The organism is Prevotella sp. HMSC073D09 (assembly GCF_001814145.1).
In the GTDB taxonomy this organism is placed as follows: domain Bacteria; phylum Bacteroidota; class Bacteroidia; order Bacteroidales; family Bacteroidaceae; genus Prevotella; species Prevotella conceptionensis.
This window is the reverse complement of record NZ_KV815125.1, coordinates 22317-42261: the sequence shown is the minus strand read 5'-3', so window position 1 is coordinate 42261 and position 19945 is coordinate 22317. Positions and strand designations below refer to the sequence as shown.

Annotated in this window: 16 protein-coding genes; 6 read left to right on the top strand and 10 right to left on the bottom strand. The window is 48.7% G+C overall.

All coding sequences use genetic code 11. The features are described from left to right. The first annotated feature begins 38 nt into the window (after positions 1 to 38). Positions 39 to 1355, top strand: coding sequence for an alpha-L-fucosidase (locus tag HMPREF2955_RS11985; RefSeq protein ID WP_070723690.1), 1317 nt, complete (start codon positions 39 to 41; stop codon positions 1353 to 1355). Positions 1356 to 1639: 284 nt separating this feature from the next. Here the strand turns inward: HMPREF2955_RS11985 and HMPREF2955_RS11980 are convergent, their stop codons facing one another. The 10 genes from HMPREF2955_RS11980 to ffh form a co-directional block, all read right to left on the bottom strand. Continuing rightward, entirely contained in the window at positions 1640 to 2341 is a 702-nt protein-coding gene (locus HMPREF2955_RS11980; protein ID WP_070723689.1) for a DUF2461 domain-containing protein, read from the bottom strand. A 405-nt stretch (positions 2342 to 2746) separates the two neighbouring features. Continuing rightward, complete coding sequence (gene nth / locus HMPREF2955_RS11975) at positions 2747 to 3397, bottom strand: endonuclease III (RefSeq protein ID WP_070723688.1); 651 nt, start codon at positions 3395 to 3397, stop codon at positions 2747 to 2749. 76 nt (positions 3398 to 3473) lie between these two features. Further along, the gene (locus HMPREF2955_RS11970; RefSeq protein ID WP_070723687.1) at positions 3474 to 5645 is read right to left on the bottom strand and encodes a translocation and assembly module lipoprotein TamL; all 2172 of its coding nucleotides are present in this window, start codon (positions 5643 to 5645) and stop codon (positions 3474 to 3476) included. Between the two features lie 1386 nt (positions 5646 to 7031). Continuing rightward, positions 7032 to 7574, bottom strand: coding sequence for a 2-oxoacid:acceptor oxidoreductase family protein (locus HMPREF2955_RS11960; RefSeq protein WP_009230223.1), 543 nt, complete (start codon positions 7572 to 7574; stop codon positions 7032 to 7034). Next, positions 7571 to 8338, bottom strand: a complete 768-nt coding sequence (locus HMPREF2955_RS11955; protein WP_070723685.1) for a thiamine pyrophosphate-dependent enzyme — start codon at positions 8336 to 8338, stop codon at positions 7571 to 7573. Before HMPREF2955_RS11955 ends, HMPREF2955_RS11960 begins: the two co-directional genes overlap by 4 nt. Next, the gene (locus tag HMPREF2955_RS11950) at positions 8335 to 9417 is read right to left on the bottom strand and encodes a 3-methyl-2-oxobutanoate dehydrogenase subunit VorB (protein ID WP_070723684.1); all 1083 of its coding nucleotides are present in this window, start codon (positions 9415 to 9417) and stop codon (positions 8335 to 8337) included. The genes HMPREF2955_RS11955 and HMPREF2955_RS11950 overlap by 4 nt, the downstream gene beginning before the upstream one ends. After that, complete coding sequence (locus tag HMPREF2955_RS11945) at positions 9417 to 9659, bottom strand: 4Fe-4S dicluster domain-containing protein (protein WP_070723711.1); 243 nt, start codon at positions 9657 to 9659, stop codon at positions 9417 to 9419. The genes HMPREF2955_RS11950 and HMPREF2955_RS11945 overlap by 1 nt, the downstream gene beginning before the upstream one ends. Positions 9660 to 9787: 128 nt before the next feature. Beyond that, the gene (locus tag HMPREF2955_RS11940; protein WP_044259779.1) at positions 9788 to 9967 is read right to left on the bottom strand and encodes a tetratricopeptide repeat protein; all 180 of its coding nucleotides are present in this window, start codon (positions 9965 to 9967) and stop codon (positions 9788 to 9790) included. A 56-nt stretch (positions 9968 to 10023) separates the two neighbouring features. Then, a complete protein-coding gene (folD, locus tag HMPREF2955_RS11935; protein ID WP_070723710.1) occupies positions 10024 to 10902 on the bottom strand; it encodes a bifunctional methylenetetrahydrofolate dehydrogenase/methenyltetrahydrofolate cyclohydrolase FolD in 879 nt (292 codons plus the stop codon). Between the two features lie 17 nt (positions 10903 to 10919). Beyond that, positions 10920 to 12272, bottom strand: a complete 1353-nt coding sequence (ffh, locus tag HMPREF2955_RS11930) for a signal recognition particle protein (protein WP_070723683.1) — start codon at positions 12270 to 12272, stop codon at positions 10920 to 10922. Positions 12273 to 13196: 924 nt separating this feature from the next. Between ffh and HMPREF2955_RS11925 the strand changes: the two genes are divergently transcribed. The 5 genes from HMPREF2955_RS11925 to HMPREF2955_RS11905 all read left to right on the top strand — a co-directional run bounded on the left by HMPREF2955_RS11925 (position 13197) and on the right by HMPREF2955_RS11905 (position 19240). Further along, entirely contained in the window at positions 13197 to 15284 is a 2088-nt protein-coding gene (locus HMPREF2955_RS11925; RefSeq protein ID WP_070723682.1) for a M3 family metallopeptidase, read from the top strand. 74 nt (positions 15285 to 15358) lie between these two features. Next, entirely contained in the window at positions 15359 to 15799 is a 441-nt protein-coding gene (locus HMPREF2955_RS11920; RefSeq protein ID WP_019186949.1) for a deoxycytidylate deaminase, read from the top strand. After that, positions 15789 to 17453: a S41 family peptidase gene (locus HMPREF2955_RS11915; protein ID WP_070723681.1), complete on the top strand. Its 1665-nt coding sequence runs from the start codon at positions 15789 to 15791 to the stop codon at positions 17451 to 17453. The genes HMPREF2955_RS11920 and HMPREF2955_RS11915 overlap by 11 nt, the downstream gene beginning before the upstream one ends. Next, positions 17453 to 17983, top strand: coding sequence for a 5-formyltetrahydrofolate cyclo-ligase (locus HMPREF2955_RS11910; protein WP_070723709.1), 531 nt, complete (start codon positions 17453 to 17455; stop codon positions 17981 to 17983). Before HMPREF2955_RS11915 ends, HMPREF2955_RS11910 begins: the two co-directional genes overlap by 1 nt. A 408-nt stretch (positions 17984 to 18391) precedes the next feature. Continuing rightward, on the top strand, positions 18392 to 19240 hold the full coding sequence (locus HMPREF2955_RS11905) for an arginase (RefSeq protein WP_070723680.1): 849 nt from the start codon (positions 18392 to 18394) through the stop codon (positions 19238 to 19240). The last annotated feature ends 705 nt before the right edge of the window (positions 19241 to 19945 follow it).

Sequence of the window (19945 nt, the reverse complement as noted above, 5' to 3'; positions counted from 1 at the left end):
ATTATATATATACATGTATGTCTAAACTAACTTACGCAATGAAAAAAACAATCTTACTTGCTTTTGCCCTGCTTTCTTTCGTTGGGGCGGTGGCACAAAACAACAACGCGTCTTCCAACTATGTGCCAACAGCGCAAAACCTTGCCGCGCGCGAAGCGTTTCAAGACCAAAAGTTTGGCGTGTTTCTGCATTGGGGACTGTACTCGATGATTGGTGAAAGCGAATGGGTGATGACCAATCGCAACATCAACTACAAGGAATACCCCAAGCTGGCGCAGACTTTTTATCCCTCAAACTTCAATGCCGACGAATGGGTGGCGGCCATTAAGGCCGCTGGAGCCAAGTATGTAACCATCACCACGCGCCATCACGATGGTTTCTCGCTCTTTAAGACGGGCACCAGCACGTACAATTCGGTGGACGGTTCGCCCTTTAAGCGCGACATTATCAAAGAAATGGCCGAGGCTTGCGCACGCCAAGGCATTAAGCTACACTTGTATTACTCGCATCTAGACTGGTATCGCACCGACTATCCCGTAGGAAGAACGGGTAAAGGAACGGGGAGGCCCAAGGACGCAGCTAGCTGGAAGAGCTACTACAACTTTATGAATACGCAGCTTACTGAGCTGCTGACCAACTATGGGCCTGTTGGTGCCATTTGGTTTGATGGCTGGTGGGACCACGATAGCGACCCAACGCCTTTCGATTGGGAACTTCCGCAGCAATATGCTATGATACATAAGCTGCAGCCCCAATGCTTAATAGCCAACAATCACCACCATACACCCTTCGCAGGCGAAGACATTCAGATATTCGAGCGCGACCTTCCTGGCGAGAATAAGGCAGGTCTTTCGGGTCAAAGCATTAGCCGTCTGCCCTTAGAGTCGTGCCAAACCATCAACGACCATTGGGGTTATTCGTTGGTAGACAGCAATTATAAGTCGGGCAAAGAACTGATACAAATGTTGGTTAGGGCAGCTGGTAAGAATGCCAATTTGCTGTTGAATGTTGGTCCGGAGCCAGGCGGCGAACTCCCTTCTGTGGCTGTGGCTCGTCTGAAAGAGATTGGCCAATGGCTGTCTAAGTATGGTAACACCATCTATGGCACGCGTGGCGGACTGGTTGCACCGCATCATTGGGGCGTAAGTACGCAGCGCGGCAACAAGCTTTACATACATATATTAGACTTGCAAGAGTCTGGTCTTTACTTGCCATTGGGCAAACGCATGCCAAAGTCGGCCACGGAGTTTGCCACAGGCAAGCGTGTTAACTTCACCAAGCATGCCGATGGCATCACTTTGCATTTGGACAAAGTGCCCACAGACATTGATTATGTGGTGGAGCTGACGATGTAAACGTTCCATCTAGGCGCAGCAATATATCAGTACAAGGCACCTTGTACTCGCGCTAGAAAGTGCCTTGTAGTGTCCGTACAAACATCTTGTAGTGTCCGTACAAAACGTTTGTAGTGCCACTACAAAGCACCTTGCACTCTCCTAAACCGTGTTTTTGAACAACGCAAGCAAGGCATATTACGCCCCTCTCCCCTTGGAGAGGGGTTGTGGGTGAGGCCAGTTGTGGGGTGGCGTGAGGCCAGTTGTAGGGTGGCATGAGGCTGGTTGTGGCCTTTACCCCCCCCCTACTCATAATCGTCAATCACATTATTCATAAAGTCCATCATGGGCTTACCCACTTTAAATATGCGCGTCATCTCGTCTATCCAGCCATCGCCTTCAAAGAAATTATCGGGTACTTTCACCCATCCGCAATAGTCTTTCATGCGCAGATACTGTATAAACTCATAGTCGCGGGGAAATCCACTGGGTGCGCTTTTAAGCGAATCCAGCCCAAATCCGCGCGTCCCTTCACCCCATTTAGTTTCGTTAGGCCTGCCAAACAAATCCACAAAAGCCTTATTTTCCACAATGCCACGCCATGTATCAATGTTACCCATAATCTCGTTGCGACACGAAGTGAGGATATTCGTAGGCAACCAATAACCGCCCACGGCCAATAAGCATTGTCCTTGTTCCACATGCAAGTAATAACCGCCGCGCAAAGCCTTCTTACCCTTGGCACACATGTATGCGCCAAAGTGGTTTTTGTATGGCGATTTGTCGGCCGAAAAACGCGTATCGCGGTTAAAACGATACACACAATCCTTTACTTGCAGGTGACTAATCTCGCTATCAAACAACGAAATGGCAGCGAGAGCTTGGCGAACACCCTCCTCAAAGTCGGCCCTACATGCCGTATATTCATCCTTATGTGCCTGATACCAATCGCGATTGTTGTTCGCCGACAGCTCGGCCAAATAGTTTAAAATACGCTTAATGTCCATTTTCTCTAATTTATTTGTTTGTAAAAGCTAGAAACGATAATCGCCTAGCCCTCATTATATTTGTTTTTACATTATTCGTTTCGTATAAAAGCTTGATTATAAAATCATCGTTTCTTGCTGCTAGGATAGGTCAGACCATTCAGATCATTCAGACTTGTCAGACTTGTCAGACCAGTCAGACCAGTCAGACCAGTCAGACCAGTCGGACTTATCCGAAAACTAGAATGAACTAGAAATCTAGAAACCGCTAGACAACTTTAGAGGGCGTCAGCCATCTTTTCACCTTTTCACCCTTTCACCTTTTCATCTTTTCATCTTTTCACCCTTTCACCTTTTCACCTTTTCGCCCTTTCACCCTTTCACCCTTTCACCTTTTCACCCTTTCACTCTTTCACCTTTTCACCCTTATTCAAGTTTCGAGCCCTCCAAAAGCTTGGGGCAAATGTCGTTAAACACACACTCTTCGCATTTAGGCTTTCGGCTTACGCACACATATCGGCCATGCAGCAGCAGCCAATGGTGTGCCTTATTCACATCCACACTGGGTATGTGGCGCAGCAATTCTTGCTCCACTTTCAATGGTGTGGTGGCCTTCTTGCTCACCAAACCCATTCTATGACTCACGCGAAACACGTGCGTATCTACCGCCATGTTAGGTTTGTCGAACCAAACGGCCTGCATCACATTGGCCGTTTTGCGCCCCACACCAGGCAAGGTGGTCAGTTCGGCCGTCGTACTAGGCATTTCGCCCTTGAAATCGTCAACCAACTTGCGCGCCATAGCCACCAAATGGTTGGCCTTGGCGTTAGGATAACTCACCGACTTAATGTATTCGAACACCTCTTCCACCTCGGCTTTGGCCATTTCTTCGGCCGTTGGGAAACGGGCAAACAAAGCAGGCGTAACCTGATTGATGCGCTTATCGGTGCATTGCGCGCTGAGCAATGTAGCCACCAACAGCTGAAAGGCAGAGCCAAATTCAAGTTCGGTGGTTACAACTGGGGCTTGCGCACGAAAATAATCCAATATGTATTTGTATCGCTCTTTTCTTGTCATCGTTAAGATAAGTGCCAAGTGGCACACGTTAAATATGTTTTGCGCCTTACATTAAGGCGTTAAGCTACACCGCCATTTAGAAGGGCAAACCTACGGCGAAATGGAAAGCAAAATCGCGTTTGAAGTTGGGATATAGCAGCGGATAATGCTCGCGCGAAGTTTCGTAGGCGGGGTTTACGGCCTTCATACCTAGGTCGAAACGCAGAATGAAGTAGTCGAAGTTGAGTCTAAAACCCAATCCATAGGCCAAGGCGATTTGTCGATAGAAACGATCTAAGCGGAATTGTCCGCCCGGTTGTTCGGCATAACTGCGCAAAGTCCAAATGTTTCCTGCGTCAACAAACACCGCTCCGTGCAGTTTCCATCCCAAAAACGTGCGGTATTCCAAGTTCATATCCAGTTTCATGTCGCCCGTCTGGTTGATGAAGTCGATACGCCCATCCGTTCCTTTGAACGTTCCAGGCCCCAATTCGCGCACTCGCCAACCTCTCACCGAGTTTGCCCCACCCGAGAAATAGCGTTTCTCGAACGGCAAAATGGTGCTGTTGCCGTAGGGATAGGCCACGCCAAGTCCTACGTGGAAGGCCAATGAGTTGCGCTCATCGAATTGGAAAAGACGAGTAAAATCAACATCAAACTTCACGTATTGTGCATAGGCAATGTTCACCAAGGTGTATTTTCCGTTGGCATTTTGCGGCAAGCGAAACAGCTTGGACACCGCCTGCAACATGTTGCCGGCCGACTCTACATTCACTTTCAAAGCATTTTCGCCATCGTTAAAGGCCAAGCCAAATCCCATTTTAAGGATAAAAAGGTCTTCGTAATTGTAGCGAAGAATGGCATTTCGGCTCGTGGCATTGTCTAAATAGTCGGCCTTGAAACGCGAACTTATCCACGGCATGTACACGTAGTTGATGTCGAAAAAGTCGTATCGGTAAGAAATGTGGTGGCGAGGTTCGTTCCAATGGTATCGCCACGCCGTGGAAAACACGCGCCGATGAAACTCGGGACGGTTTTGAAGGTTCCAATTAAGCGACAATTCGCTGGTGGCTACACTGCGCCTGCGGAACGTACGCGATAACAAAGGGGCAACAAATTGGGGAAAGGTAAGCTTTGTTTCCACGCCATACTCCTGATAGTCTTTGTTTTGATAGCCTTCCAATCCCGTAATGGCCTCGTATGCGGCACGTAGCTGGATGCTCAACAACTCACTGCCCCTAAAAAGGTTTCTGTTTTCGTACGTAACCGAAACTGCCGCCCCTAGGTCGCCGGCCGTGTTGGTTCCTTCGGGCTGGAACGAAATGGAGGAAGGCTTGTTGGTACTGATATTGATGTCGCAATCTAGCAAAGTGGTGTCGGGCACTTCGGTAAAACGGATGTTGGTATAGCGTACGGCCTGCATGCGAGCGAAATTTCCATAGGTGCGTTGCAGCTGCGTGGCACTGAAAAGATCGCCTTGCTTAATAAGTGTACTTCGGCGCAACACGCCCGGTCGCAAGTGTATCGCAGCACTATCGTTGCTAGAAAAAGTAACGTTACGTATGCTATAACGTGGATGCAACGTTTCGGGGGCATTGCTGTTGGGACGGTAACGCAGCAGGTGGAGCATCAAGTTGATTTGATTTTTACTTGCGGTAGAGTCGGCCCCATACAGAATAAAGTCTTTATGAAAACGGTAATAGCCGCTATCCAACAGCACGCGCGTTATACGTTTGCGTTCTTCTTCGAGCCGCGTAACGGTAAAAGGGTCGCCTGCTTTTAGCTCTTGGCGGGCTGGATTGTCCAAATCGAGCATTCGGGCGATAACAGAGTCTTGTATATCATAACGCACCGAGTTGATAAAAAAGGGCTTTCCGGGGTGCAAAGTGTAGATGGCCGTAAGGCGTTTGCCCTTGGCTCGCGTGGTTAGGTCTACTTCGCCGTTCATGTAACCCATGTTTTGCAAGGCCAGTTTCAGGTCGTTGCACGACAATTGTGCCTGCAATGTGTCGTACACCACAGGTTCTTCGCCAATCTTACGCAGCGTGCGGTTAATCCATCTGGTGGTATCGCGCCCCGAAAGAGCGTATGCGCCCAAGGGAATTTTGAACACAGAGAACCACTTGGAGTTGGCCTTCTGTCGGATATAAGGTTCGAGCGAGGCCACGTTAAACTTCTTCGTGTCGGCCTTCAGTTCCACTTTTTCAAGCAAGTAGCTTTCGTCTGGCACGAATTTAGTTGCGCTACACGCCGCCAACAAGGCCAACATGCACCACAAAGATAAGACTTTTAACGCTTTACGCAATAACAGATGGGGTTGATATATATTTGTTCCTGAACGCTCCATTTCCGCACAAAGGTACAACTTTTTGCGTTTTCGGGCAAACACACATACAGAAAAGGTGGGGCAAGAAATGTTAAGTATTGTGCGATATAGGGGTAAAACGAAAAACCATCGGCCACTCTGGCTATATGTACAGACCTCGTTCTGCTATAAAATTGATAACAAATGAAACAAAGAAGGCATTTACACCGAACATGTAGAACCAGATATTAAAGAGTTAGCTTGTGGGTAGTATGCGGTTTGTCTTAATCATCCATCGGTCTAAGCTGCTCAAAAAGCTAACGCGTACAACGCTCATAAACTTATCAACTCAAAAACTAACAAACTTATCTACTCACCAACTCACAAAGCTTAAATTATTACTTTTATTTTACAACATTGCTTTAATTTTCACTCCGTTCTAGCGAAAATATAGGTTAAAAAGTAGGTAAAAAGCCACTATTTTTACCCTTTCACGTCTTGAGGGTTGTCCATTTTTAAGCCTAGAACCTGCATTTTGCACCATTTAGCCTTTCTAGTTTGGTTGCCAGTTCGTATTTTTTCAACCCCAATTTCCCACTTTTAACCCCCAAAACCCCACATTTTAACGGCTATTTTGCCCTTCCGAGCCATGTTTTTCATGGCTCTAAAAGGTTTTGTTTATACCATTGCTGTGCATTTTTATGCTTTTCGTCTCGCATTTAGCCGCATTTTGCACTGCATTTAGCAGCACTTTACCTTGCGTTTAGCAGCAAAACGCACTGCATTTAGCGGCATATTGCACTGCGTTTAGCACCAAAATGCACCGCATTTAGCATCAAAACGCACTTCATTTAGCAGCAAATAGCCCCGAAACAGGTGCAAATGGCGGCCTTTTCAAATAAAAATTCATTTTCTTGCATTCACATGCTACCCCTTTTTGCACAAAACAAACCTCCGCGAGAATCGATTTTTTGCGGCAAGGCGGGCAATTGGTGGACAAAAAGGGCACTCATAATGTTAAAAATCTTGCCGAAAACTAGACAAAAAGTGATTATTCCGCATACACGCGCATAGGCAACGGCACAGAGAACGTGTGCGCTTACAACTGCCTGCGCAAGCGGTTGCAGGGCATTCAACAAGCAAGCGAAAGCCAGACTAACGCAAAATAAAACGGGGAAAGTCTTCTCTCCATGTGATACAAACAAAAAAAGACCGGGTGCATCACTGCAGCCGGCCCCCAAAAAATTAGAGAGTTATAAAAAAATCAAGTTGTTTATCTGTGTCTCAGAAATTCAAATTTAGCTTTATCTTGCATCACTACATGACACACGTAGTTGTTTTCACACTGCATCATTGTTCTGCAATGATTTGCTTACCTTGCTCAACAGCCTCCATATTCAGCGGTATCAGGTTGTGATAGCGTTCGGGAAGGGTTTTAAACAGTGCCTTATTCAAGCCCTCTGTGCTAACCACAGGGCAAACTTTAAGCAGTCCGCCAAGTACAATCATGTTGAAAACCTTGGCGTTCTTCATTTCGGCAGCCTTGTCCATAGCGTCCATCCGATACACCTTAATGTCGGTTCGCGATGGCGGAGAGGCTATGCCGTTGCCGTCGTAGATAAGTATTCCGCCAGGCTTTACGCGTGGTTCGAACTTGTCGAGCGAAGGTTGGTTCAGCACAATGGCCACGTCGTACTTGCTCAGAACGGGCGAAGAGATGCGCTCGTCGCTTACAATGACCGTTACGTTGGCCGTTCCGCCGCGCTGTTCGGGTCCGTATGCGGGCATCCACGTTACCTCCTTATCTTCCATCAAGCCAGAGTAGGCCAATATCTTTCCCATTGAAAGCACTCCTTGGCCACCAAAACCGGCGATGATTATCTCGTGTTTCATTCTTTCGTCCTATCTTTTAAGTCGCCCTTCTTATAATGGTCGAACATGTTATCTTGCATCCATTTGTTGGCATCGGCGGGCGACATTTTCCATCCGCTGCTGCAAGTGGACACGATTTCTACGAGCGACGAGCCTTTGCCAGCCATCGAAGATTCGAATGCCTTGCGTATGGCACGCTTGGCTTTATTGATGGATGCCACGGTGTCCACACTCTGTCTACTAACAAAACACGTGCCTTCTAATTGCACGGCAAGGCTGGTTAGGTCGATGGGATAGCCGTGAAGTTCGGGCGTTCTGCCTGTGGGGCAAGTGGCCGTGGGCTGTTCGAGCAGCGTTGTGGCCGACATCTGTCCACCCGTCATGCCGTAAATGGCATTGTTAACGTAGATGATGGTGATGTTATCGCCACGGTTCAACGCGTGCAAGGTCTCGGCTGTGCCAATGCAAGCAAGGTCGCCATCGCCTTGATAAGTAAACACAAGGCGGTCGGGCCAAAGCCTTTTAACACCTGCTGCCAATGCCGGAGCGCGCCCATGAGGGGCCTCTTGCCAGTCGATGTCGATGTAACGATAGGCAAACACGGCACAACCAACGGGGCTAATGCCCACACTTTTCTCTTCCATCCCCATCTCGGCGATAACCTCGGCTATGAGTTTGTGCACCACGCCGTGCGAACACCCGGGGCAATAGTGCATGGTTGTGTCGTTCAAGAGTGCCGGTTTGGCGTAAACTAGGTTCTCAGGACTGATTATATCTGTGGTCATTGCAACTTCTCCTTTAACGCTTTTACAATCTCTTCGGGTTCGGGAACGATGCCGCCTTGCCGGCCAAAATGGGCTACGGGCAGCGTTCCTTCAACGGCCAAGCGCACGTCTTGCACCATTTGCCCTGCGTTCAGCTCCACAACGAGCAAGCCTTTCTTGCCTTGTGCAAGGCTGGCCAACTGCCGTTCGGGGAAAGGCCACAGCGTAATGGGACGGAAAAGCCCAACACGCATGCCCTCTTCGCGAGCCAGCTCTACGGCTTTTTCGGCTAAGCGCGCCGCACTGCCGAACGCCACGAAGACGTATTCGGCATCGTCGGTGTGCAGTGTTTCAAAACGCACTTCGTTGTTGCGTATCTCTTCGTACTTGGCTTGCAGTGCCCTGTTCTTTTCTTCCATCAACTCAGGGCGCAGTTCGAGCGAGGTGATGATATTGGGCTCGCGGCCACGCGTGCGGCCTGTTGATGCCCACGGGCACTCCTTTATTACCTCTTCTTCGGTTCGGCGAGGTTTCATTGGCGGAAGAACCACCTTCTCCATCATCTGTCCGATAACACCGTCGCTTAATATCATGGCTGGATTTCGGTACTTAAAGGCCAAGTTCATGGCCAAGTCTACGAAGTCGGCCATCTCTTGTACCGAGTTGGGAGCAAGCACAATGACATTGTAGTCGCCGTTTCCGCCCCCACGGGTGCTTTGGAAATAGTCGCCTTGCGAAGGCTGAATGGTACCCAAACCCGGGCCGCCACGTTGCACGTTAACGATAAGACCAGGTATTTCAGCACCCGCCATATAGGATATTCCCTCTTGCATGAGGGCCACACCAGGCGACGACGAGGAGGTCATTACACGCTTACCCGACCCACCGCCGCCGTAAAGCATGTTGATGGATGCCACTTCGCTTTCGGCTTGCAGCACCACCATGCCCGTGGTTTCCCAAGGGCGCAGTTGGGCCAATGTTTCAATTATTTCGCTTTGAGGGGTGATGGGATAGCCGAAATACCCGTCAATGCCGGCGCGAACAGCCGCATGGGCTATCGCCTCGTTACCCTTCATCAGTCTGACTTCACGCTCTGCCATCACTTATTCTCCTTCACTTTCATTCTATAAACGGTGATGCAACCATCGGGGCAGACGGTTCCGCACGCAGCGCAACCCACACATGCCTCGGCTTTCACGGCCTGCGCGTAGGCATATCCGCTAGCATTCACCTTTTTCCGAGCCAGTTCCAACACGTCGTATGGACATGCCACGACGCACAGGTCGCATCCTTTGCACCTGTCGGTGTCGATAACCACGGCTCCTTTTATCATCTTGTTCATAACTTCTTTCTTATATGCTGCCCTGGGCAGTACTTTCGTTGTGGCGTCGCAACTGCATGTGTTGCGATTGAATTTCTTTACTTGCAACGACGGCGAAAGGTTGTCGCCAATGTGCAGTAATTTGTTTTTCAAGGATTAAGGGCATCCTTAGCGTAGAAGGCCAAGATGCTGTTGAGCATCTCCCGCGCTTGAACCGCAGGACTTTCGGGGTCCAATTCTATGGCCTCCGCATAGCATTCCAATGCCTTTTGCCAATTTCCCTGTCGGCGATAGGCATTGCCTTGTTCGTAATAATCCTCGCTATTCATTGCGTTTTGCGAATGGCGGACGAGGCACGAAACCTTGTTCGCCATCCACTCCATATTTATTTATAAAATTCTTTCTTACCTGCCGAGAGGGTATTCTTCATCAACGAGCAGATGGTCATTGGGCCAACGCCGCCAGGAACGGGCGTGATGAAGGAACACTTGGGCGCAACCTCGTCGAACTTAACGTCGCCGCTCAGTCGGAAACCGCCCTTGCGCGAGGGGTCTTCCACACGCGTGGTGCCTACGTCAATAACAACGGCGCCCTCTTTTACCATATCGGCCGTAACGAAGTCGGGGCGTCCGATGGCTGCTACGATGATATCGGCCTCGCGACACTCGTCTTTGAGCGACGGCGAGTGCGAGTGGCACACCGTAACAGTGGCATCGCCGTATTGCTTTTGCATCATCAGCTGCGCCATTGGCTTACCAACGATGTTGCTGCGGCCAAGCACAACGCACTTCTTACCCGAAGTGGCGATGCCGTAACGCTGCAAAAGGGTGAGGATACCCAACGGCGTGGCCGAGATGAAACACGGCAGACCGATGGCCATCCGCCCCACGTTGATGGGATGAAAACCGTCTACGTCTTTGCGATAATCCACTGCCTCGACAATCTTTTGCTCGTCGATGTGCTTAGGCAAGGGCAATTGCACGATAAATCCGTCTACGTCTTCGTCTTTATTAAGCTTGTCTACGCAAGCCAACAGCTCGGCCTCGGTAACGTTTCCCTCAAAGCGGATGAGCGTAGACTTAAAGCCACATTGCTCGCAAGCAATCACTTTGTTCTTCACGTACGTTTCCGAACCACCATCATGGCCTACCAGCACCGCGGCCAAGTGCGGTTGTTTACCTCCGTTAGCAACGATTTGCCTTACTTCTTCGGCAATCTCCGCCTTGATGGCAGTAGCAGTTGCTTTTCCATCGATTAACTGCATCATTTCTTAGTTAGTTTTTAAAGTTTCGGCATTCCGGGCATTCCTTTCATCTTACTCGCCATGCCGGCCATCTTCGCCATATTGGTTCCGGTCATCATCTTCATCATCTTTCGTGTTTGGTCAAACTGCTTTATCAGTCTGTTAACCTCTTGGATGTTGGTTCCGCTGCCCTTCGCAATACGTTGTCGACGGCTGTTATTAAGGATTTCAGGATTTGTTCGCTCCTTGGGCGTCATGCTTTTGATGATAGCCTCGATGCCCTTAAAGGCGTTGTCGTCGATATCCACGTCCTTAATGGCTTTACCTACGCCGGGTATCATCGACGCCAAGTCTTTCAGATTTCCCATTTTCTTTATTTGTTCAATCTGTTTAAGGAAATCATTAAAGTCGAATTTGTTCTTTTGTATCTTCTTTTGCAGGCGCTTTGCCTCTTCTTCGTCGAACTGTTCTTGGGCTCTTTCAACCAACGACACAATGTCGCCCATGCCCAAAATGCGGTCGGCCATACGCTCGGGATGGAAAACGTCGATGGCTTCCATCTTCTCGCCCGTACCAACAAACTTAATGGGCTTTGTAACAACCGTGCGAATGCTTAGCGCAGCACCACCACGCGTGTCGCCATCTAGCTTTGTCAGCACCACACCGTCTATGTCCAAGCGGTCGTTAAACTCGCGAGCGGTGTTCACGGCGTCTTGTCCCGTCATCGAATCCACCACGAAAAGGGTTTCGTCGGGGTTCAAAGCTTGTTTCAAACGATAGATTTCGTCCATCATTTCTTCGTCAACGGCCAAGCGCCCGGCGGTGTCCACAATCACCACATCGTTGCCTTTGGCTTTGGCCTCACGAATGGCGTTGTTGGCTATTTCCACCACATTCTTGTTGTCGGGTTCGCTATAAACAGGCACACCCACTTGCTGAGCCACCACTTTAAGTTGCTCGATAGCCGCAGGGCGATACACGTCGCAAGCCACGAGCAAGGGGTTCTTATGCTGTTTGCCTTTAAGCAGGTTGGCAAGCTTACCGCTAAACGTGGTTTTACCCGAACCTTGCAAGCCCGACATCAATATGATTGCCGGACGATTTGTAAGTTGCAAGCCTACGGTTTCGCCGCCCATGAGCGCAGCCAACTCGTCGTGCACAATCTTAACCATCAGTTGCCCAGGCTTAACGGCCGTAAGAACGTTCATGCCCAGTGCCTTTTGCTTTACCGTATCAGTAAAAGTCTTAGCCACCTTATAGTTAACGTCGGCATCGAGCAAGGCTCTGCGCACGTCTTTAAGGGTTTCGGCCACGTTGATTTCGGTGATTTTTCCTTCACCTTTAATTATTTTAAAAGACCTTTCAAGTCTGTCGCTAAGATTTTCAAACATTTAAGTGTGTTGTCTTTTTAATTGGTTTTATGCAAAGATAGTGATAAATGGGAGAATAGAAAATACTTATATCCAAGTTTTAAGAGAATTTAAATTTGTTGTCGTTTATTTATGCGCATATACAAAGAATGTGTGCAACTAATGCACTTATAGGCCAATATATCAGCTTTCTTGTTCAGTTTAAGCAGTTGATAGTATTTCTTTCATCATATTTTACACCAAATTACAGTACGATTACACATTATTTCACACCAATGATATGTCCCGAAATCCATTTATATTCGAGCTTGGGCAGCACGCCAACCACTTAATTCATGGTGTAAAATCAATTGGTTTTACGCCATTCGCCAGAAGTATTACTTGACACAACGATTATTTCTCACCCTCCAACTGGCGAAGTTTTAGCATCCATTGCCTACGGGACGAGTCAGCACACACAAGGGTTTAACATCAGTACAAGCGGCTTGTACTGACACTACAAAGGGGCTTGTACTGATGCTACAAGATGCTTGTACTGACACTACAAGGTGCTTGTAGCCCAACTACAAGACGCTTGTAGCGTGACTACAAAGATGCTTGTAGCCGCGCAACAAATAGTTTTCACCTACCCATTTACGGCAAAACGGCCGTGTACGAACAGCATTCTAAAAAGCAATTCTTTTAGGCTATAACAACGCCGACACCGCCTTTCAAAACTAACATAAGTTAAAAAGACGAAGAACAGATAGCCGTTTGCCCGAAATTTGCTATTTTTGTAAAGCTAAAATCGCAACAAAGGCCAAGCGCATTACATACCAAGCCTTCAACGTTTTGGCTGCCACAGCGAGGGCACAGCAACAAGTGGGCCTCGCCCACCCCCTGCAACCCCACGCCACGGCAACGCGAAAACGGCGACAATAGAGATACTAGAAGACATTTACAGTTATGAATGAGAATTTGAAAGAAGAAAGCAAAAATCACAACAACCCCTTTTTCGGGGAATATAAAACACCGCACGAAACCGTGCCTTTCAACCTGATAAGAACCGAACACTACGAAGAGGCATTCTTGGAAGGTATCAGGAGAGACGACGAAGAGATTGAGAAACTTATCAACAACCCCGAAACGCCCACCTTCGAAAACACCATTATCAGGGTGGACAACGAGAACAGCGACCACTATTACGACCTGCTTAACCGCGTGTCGAATGTTTTTTCGTGCATGCTCAGCGCAGAAACCAACGACGAACTAGATGCGCTGGCACAAAAGATGAGCCCCATTCTCACCCAACACGCCAACGACGTGCGGCTGAACAAAAGGCTTTTCGAACGCATTAAGTACGTGTACGAAAACCATCGCGAACTAGACGCCGAAGAACAGATGCTCTTGGAAAACAGCTACGACGGCTTTGTGCGTAGCGGCGCGCTGCTCGACGACGAGGGAAAAGAACAACTTCGCAAGCTAACAGAAGAGGCTGGCGTGCTGTCCTTGCAGTTTTCGCAAAACCTGTTGAAAGAAAACAAAGCCTTTACACTGCATATCACCAACGAGGAAGAGCTGGACGGACTGCCCGATACGGCGCGCGATGCCGCAGCACTTGCCGCTAAGGAACAAGGCAAAGAGGGGTGGGTGTTCACACTCGACTTCCCCAGCTACTCGCCTTTCATGACCTATTCGTCGCAACGAAACCTGCGCAAGCAACTCTACATGGCGCGAAACACCGAGTGTACACACCAAAACGACACCAACAACTTGGAGATTTGCAAACGCCTGGTGAACCTCAGAAGGGAGCTGGCACAGCTTTTGGGCTACGACACATACGCCGACTATGTGCTTAAACACCGCATGGCCACCAACATCGACAACGTTTATCGCCTGCTAAACGACCTCATTAAGGCCTACAAACCCACGGCCGAGGCCGAACTGAAAGAAATGGAAAGCATGGCCAAGGAGATGGAAGGCGACGACTTTGAGTTGGAACCTTGGGACACGGCGTACTATTCGCACAAGCTGCAAATGCAGAAATACAACCTCGACAGCGAAATGTTGCGCCCCTACTTTGAACTGTCGAAGGTTATCAACGGCGTGTTCGGACTGGCCAATCGCCTATACGGCATCACCTTTAAGCCAAACAACGACATCCCCGTTTACCATCCCGACGTGAAAGCCTACGAGGTTTTCGACCGAGACGGAAGTTATCTGGCGGTGTTCTATGCCGACTTCTTCCCCCGAAAGGGCAAGCAAGGCGGTGCGTGGATGACCGAATTTCAGGGGCAATGGGTAGACCGAAAGGGCAACAACGTAAGGCCACATGTTAGCGTGGTGATGAATTTCACTAAGCCAACTGCCGAAAAGCCCGCACTGCTTACCCTTGGCGAAATAGAAACTTTCTTGCACGAGTTCGGCCATTCGCTGCATGGCATGTTCGCCAACAGCCGCTTTGAAAGTCTTAGCGGCACCAACGTATGGTGGGACTTCGTGGAACTGCCCTCGCAATTCATGGAGAACTTCGCCATAGAAAAGGAGTTTTTACGAACTTTTGCCTTCCACTACGAAACAGGCGAGCCCATCCCCGACGAGCTTATCGACCGCATTGTGAAAAGCCGAAACTTCATGGCGGCATCGGGATGTATGCGACAAGTGAGCTTTGGATTGCTCGACATGGCCTATTATACGCAGCGAGAGGCATTCACGGCAGACATCATTCCCTTTGAGAAAGAGGCGTGGAAAGAGGCCATCATCATGAAACAACTGCTCGATACGTGCATGACTACCCAGTTTTCGCACATCATGGCGGGCGGATATGCCGCAGGATATTACAGCTATAAGTGGGCCGAAGTGCTGGATGCAGACGCTTTCAGCATGTTCAAGAAGAACGGAATATTCGACCAAGCCACGGCTCAAAGTTTCCGCGACAACATTCTTTCGCGTGGCGGAACAGAGCATCCAATGGTGCTTTACAAGCGTTTCCGCGGTGGCGAGCCCACCATCGACGCGCTGTTAGAACGCGACGGCATCGTGGCCAACGGCTAATCATAACCCCATTTGGCTTTCTCCGCCAAACAAAACGCCACAACAACAAACATCCAATCACCTATATTATATATATGTGTACCGACAACAAACAAACCGTTCTAGACCTGCGTTACCTGCGCATGGCACGCATTTGGGCCGAAAACAGCTACTGCGTTCGCCGCAAAGTGGGCGCACTGGTGGTGAAAGACAAGATGATTATCAGCGACGGATATAACGGAACGCCCAGCGGTTTTGAGAACGTGTGCGAAGACGACAATAACGTTACCAAGCCATACGTGTTGCATGCCGAGGCCAACGCCATCACCAAGCTGGCCCGAAGCAGCAACAACAGCGACGGCTCTACGCTTTACGTAACGGCCGCTCCCTGCATAGAATGCTCAAAACTCATCATACAGTCGGGCATCAAACGTGTGGTGTACGGCGAGAAATACCGATTAGAAGAGGGCATAGAACTTCTTCGAAAAGCTAACATCGAAGTGATTTATCTCAATCCAGAACAGAATGAACCCTAACAGACGAAACAGATACATGCCCTTGCTCATGGCCGTGTGCGTTGCATTCGGCATTGTGATTGGCACTTTCTATGCAAACCACTTCTCTGGCAACAGGCTTAACATCATCAATTCGGGTAGCAACAGGCTCAACAACCTGCTGCACATCATCGACGACCAATACGTCGACAACGTAAACATCGACTCGTTGGTGGATAAGGCTATCCCACAGATACTATCCGACCTCGATCCACACTCGGTTTACATCACAGCCAAAGACATGCAAGCCGCCAACGACGAGCTGAAAGGGTCGTTCTCTGGCGTGGGTATCGAGTTCAACATCCGCGAAGACACGCTGCACGTGCAAAACGTGATAAAGAATGCGCCTGCCGAAAGAGCAGGATTGCTGGCTGGCGACAAGGTGGTGAGCATAGACGGAAAGCCCTTTGTGGGCAAAACCGTTACCAACGACGAGGCCATGCGCCGACTGAAAGGTCCGAAAGACACGAAGGTGCGCATCGGTGTGCTACGCTATGGGCATAAAAAGCCGTTGGAATTTACCGTCACACGCGGCGACATCCCGCAAAAAAGCATAACCGCAACCTACATGCTCGACGATGATACGGGCTACATTCGCGTTAAGAACTTCGGCGAAAGAACTTATCCCGACATGCTCATCGCCTTGGCCAAGCTGTCGCAAGAGGGGTGCAGGAACCTCGTTATAGACCTCCGCGACAACACGGGTGGTTTCCTCCAATCGGCCGTACAGATGGCCAACGAGTTCCTACCAAAGAACAAACTGATAGTTTACACGCAAGGGCGCAAGTCGCAAAGGCAAGACTATGTGAGCGACGGAAAGGGTAGCTACCAGCGTATGCCGCTCGTTGTGCTCATCAACGAAGGCTCGGCATCATCGTCCGAGATATTCGCAGGGGCCATGCAAGATAACGACAGGGCTACCGTTATCGGTCGTCGTTCGTTCGGAAAAGGATTGGTACAGCAGCAAATGGGCTTTACCGACGGCAGTCTTATTCGACTTACCATCGCCCGTTACTACACTCCGTCGGGCCGTTGCATACAAAAGCCATACACCACTGGCGACGCTGCCGACTACGAACAAGACATTTACAGCCGCTATCAGCATGGCGAGTTCTTCTCGCAAGACAGTATCAAGCACACAGGACCTGCTTATCACACGGGCATTGGTCGCTTGGTGTACGGCGGTGGCGGCATTACGCCCGACATTTTCGTAGGCGAAGACACAATCGGCGTTACCTCTTACTTCAAACAAGCAGCCATGAGCGGGCTTATCTTGCAGTTCGCCTACAACTATACGGACAACAACAGGCAAAAACTTGCCAAGTATAAAACCCTCAAAGAGTTGACCGACTACCTGGGTAAGCTAAATATGGTGGACCAATTCGCCTCGTATGCCGACAAGCATGGCCTGCAACGGCGCAACCTGATGATACGCAAGTCGCACAAAATGCTTTCGCGTTTCATCATCAGCCGCATCGTTTACAACATGCTCGACGATGAAGCATGGACACAATACCTTAACGAAGACGACCGTGTTATAACTGCCGCCTTGAAGGTATTTAAGAATAATGCCGCTTTTCCCAAGCTCACACAGAGCGACAAGGGCAAGACCGCACCTCAGCCAAAGCAAAAATGATGGACAAGAAGGCGTTAAGACAAGAGATTAGGCTACGCAAGCGACAATTCGACGGCGAACAATTGCGCCAGTTGTCGCTTGCCGTAATGCAGCGTTTGCTGGCTCACCCACGAGTGGTGCAGGCGCGCACGGTGATGTTCTACCACTCGCTGCCCGATGAAGTGTACACGCACGAGGCCGTAGACCAACTTGTAAAGATGGGCAAAAGGGTGTTGTTGCCCGTGGTTATCGACGGGCAACACCTCGAAATACGCCAATATCAAGGTCCACAAGACCTTAAACTAGGCGCAATGAACATCCTAGAACCCGCAGGCAAGCCCTTCACGGCCTATCAAGAAATAGAAACCATCCTGGTTCCAGGCATGAGTTTCGACCCGCAAGGCAACCGCCTAGGTCGCGGAAAGGGCTATTACGACCGCTTTTTGGCACAAGTTCCGCAAGCCTATAAAATAGGTGTGTGTTTCGATTTCCAAAAGGTAGACGAGGTGCCAACCGACGACAACGACATAAAAATGAATGAAGTGGTGTAAGGAATGGTGCCAGTAACACCCGGCAAAGCCACTCCCCCTACACCTTATTATATATAAGCTATTGTATTTAGGTAACAATAACACCACAATCAGCAGATAAAGAAACAAGCAGAGCAGTATCACGCGTATTCATTAAACACTGCTCATGGGGCATAATGGCCCATATACACTTTTAGGGAACACAGTAAAAAACGTCGTAGAGGCGATGTTTCAAGGTGCTTAGCTGTCAACATGATAGCTAACTGTATGATGTATACCCCATAAAGCAACTTACAAAGAACGAAAAAAGCGTTAGCGTTAAGCCCCAAAACAAAGCCAAGCACGCTTGTTGGGCACCATCAAGACTAGACACGCACTTTTCGAGAAAGGCAAAAGAAGGCTCTCCAACAACTAAATAAATATCTGCTTATGAAAAAGAACGTTTTTTATTATTACATCCTTGTCCTTGTTGCAGCCCTTTGGCAAACGCAGGCAAGGGCGGCCGACTATTATGTGGAGGTTGGCGAAGTACACATAACCTCCGACAATTATAAGAACATCTCCGCTGCTGGAGGTTTTCCGGCTGTAAAAAAGGGAAAGATTACTTTCGACAATTCTACGCGTACGCTTACGTTGAATAACGTTTTGATTAAGCCTGATGAGTATAAGCCAGGTATCTCTATGTTTATCGACTACGAAAATAAAGAAAGGCCACTCATCATCAAATTGGTTGGGCGTAACGTCATCGAACCCACAAATTCAGTAGCAGTGGAAACCCTCGACAATGCAGTGGTGGTTACAGGCAGTGGCTCGCTTGAAGTGTCGGGCAACGTATCATTATCCCCTGGCGGACAACTAACCATCCAAGGCGGATGCACCATCGAGGCCAAATCACCCATTTGGGGAAACGCCATCACCATCGACGATGCGCAGGTGCATGCAGTACGTTTATGGGAAGACGAGCCATGCATGTGTGCTTTCCGAGGAATTAAGTTAAAGGGTGGTAGCTATTTGGCCAGTCCTCAAGGCGCAACATGCGAGTATCGCGGCGACATGTACCACGCCATTAGGGGCTATGTATTTGTAAAAGGCAAGGAGATATGCGGCGAAGTTCTTATAAAACGCGGCAAGAACACAGGCATTGACAACGCCGCCACGCCACCATCAACGAAGGAAGACGTGATTTATACGCTCGATGGCGTACGGATGAAACTGTCCTTTGAGCGTCTACCCAAAGGCGTATACATTGTTAATGGTAAAAAAGTGAAGAAAGAGTAGTTGTTTCCTTGCACTCTGTTATACTTCGCCACCACATTATAATCCCTAACTAACTTTGCCTTATCCCTGACTGGAATAGATGCTCAAATAGAAGTCGTCTTGGCTTTCAATATTTACATTGAGAGGAGTTTGTTATCTTTGTGATGCCAACACAAGATAAAAACTCCTTTCATATACGAAGTGCATTACAAATCAACTCACTGACTTTAAACTTGACGAAAGCCCAACAACTCCCGAAGACATCAACTCACAAACTAAAAAAATCATCATCTCAAAAACTCAAATTGTTATCTTTTATTTTACAACACTGCTCTGATTTTCGCTCCGTTCTAGCGAAAATATTAGTTAAAATGTTGGTAAAAAGCCACTATTTCTACCCTCTCACGCCTTGGGGCTTGTCAATTTTTAAGCCTAGAACCTGCATTTTGCACCATTTAGCCTTTCTAGTTTGGTTGCTAACTCATATTTTTTCAAGCCCAAATACCTGCTTTTAGCCCCTAAAAACCTACTTTTTGATGGTTATTTTGCCCTTATTAGCCATGTGTTTCATGGTTCTATAAGGTTTTGTTTATACAATTGTTGTGGATATTTATGCTTTTCGTCTCACATTTAGCAGCATTTTGCACCGCGTTTAGCACCGAAATGCGCTGCGTTTAGCACCAAAACGCACTCTATTTTGCACCAAAACGCACTGCATTTAGCACC

Coding starts and splice junctions, on each gene's coding strand:
- HMPREF2955_RS11980 (WP_070723689.1), bottom strand. CDS start 2,341: ATGGACATTAAGCGTATTTTAAACTATTTGGCCGAGCTGTCGGCGAAC.
- HMPREF2955_RS11970 (WP_070723687.1), bottom strand. CDS start 5,645: ATGTTGGCCTTGTTGGCGGCGTGTAGCGCAACTAAATTCGTGCCAGAC.
- HMPREF2955_RS11915 (WP_070723681.1), top strand. CDS start 15,789: ATGAACCCTAACAGACGAAACAGATACATGCCCTTGCTCATGGCCGTG.
- HMPREF2955_RS11960 (WP_009230223.1), bottom strand. CDS start 7,574: ATGAAACACGAGATAATCATCGCCGGTTTTGGTGGCCAAGGAGTGCTT.
- HMPREF2955_RS11920 (WP_019186949.1), top strand. CDS start 15,359: ATGTGTACCGACAACAAACAAACCGTTCTAGACCTGCGTTACCTGCGC.
- HMPREF2955_RS11910 (WP_070723709.1), top strand. CDS start 17,453: ATGGACAAGAAGGCGTTAAGACAAGAGATTAGGCTACGCAAGCGACAA.
- HMPREF2955_RS11940 (WP_044259779.1), bottom strand. CDS start 9,967: ATGAATAGCGAGGATTATTACGAACAAGGCAATGCCTATCGCCGACAG.
- HMPREF2955_RS11985 (WP_070723690.1), top strand. CDS start 39: ATGAAAAAAACAATCTTACTTGCTTTTGCCCTGCTTTCTTTCGTTGGG.
- HMPREF2955_RS11925 (WP_070723682.1), top strand. CDS start 13,197: ATGAATGAGAATTTGAAAGAAGAAAGCAAAAATCACAACAACCCCTTT.
- folD (WP_070723710.1), bottom strand. CDS start 10,902: ATGCAGTTAATCGATGGAAAAGCAACTGCTACTGCCATCAAGGCGGAG.
- HMPREF2955_RS11955 (WP_070723685.1), bottom strand. CDS start 8,338: ATGACCACAGATATAATCAGTCCTGAGAACCTAGTTTACGCCAAACCG.
- HMPREF2955_RS11945 (WP_070723711.1), bottom strand. CDS start 9,659: ATGAACAAGATGATAAAAGGAGCCGTGGTTATCGACACCGACAGGTGC.
- HMPREF2955_RS11905 (WP_070723680.1), top strand. CDS start 18,392: ATGAAAAAGAACGTTTTTTATTATTACATCCTTGTCCTTGTTGCAGCC.
- nth (WP_070723688.1), bottom strand. CDS start 3,397: ATGACAAGAAAAGAGCGATACAAATACATATTGGATTATTTTCGTGCG.
- ffh (WP_070723683.1), bottom strand. CDS start 12,272: ATGTTTGAAAATCTTAGCGACAGACTTGAAAGGTCTTTTAAAATAATT.
- HMPREF2955_RS11950 (WP_070723684.1), bottom strand. CDS start 9,417: ATGGCAGAGCGTGAAGTCAGACTGATGAAGGGTAACGAGGCGATAGCC.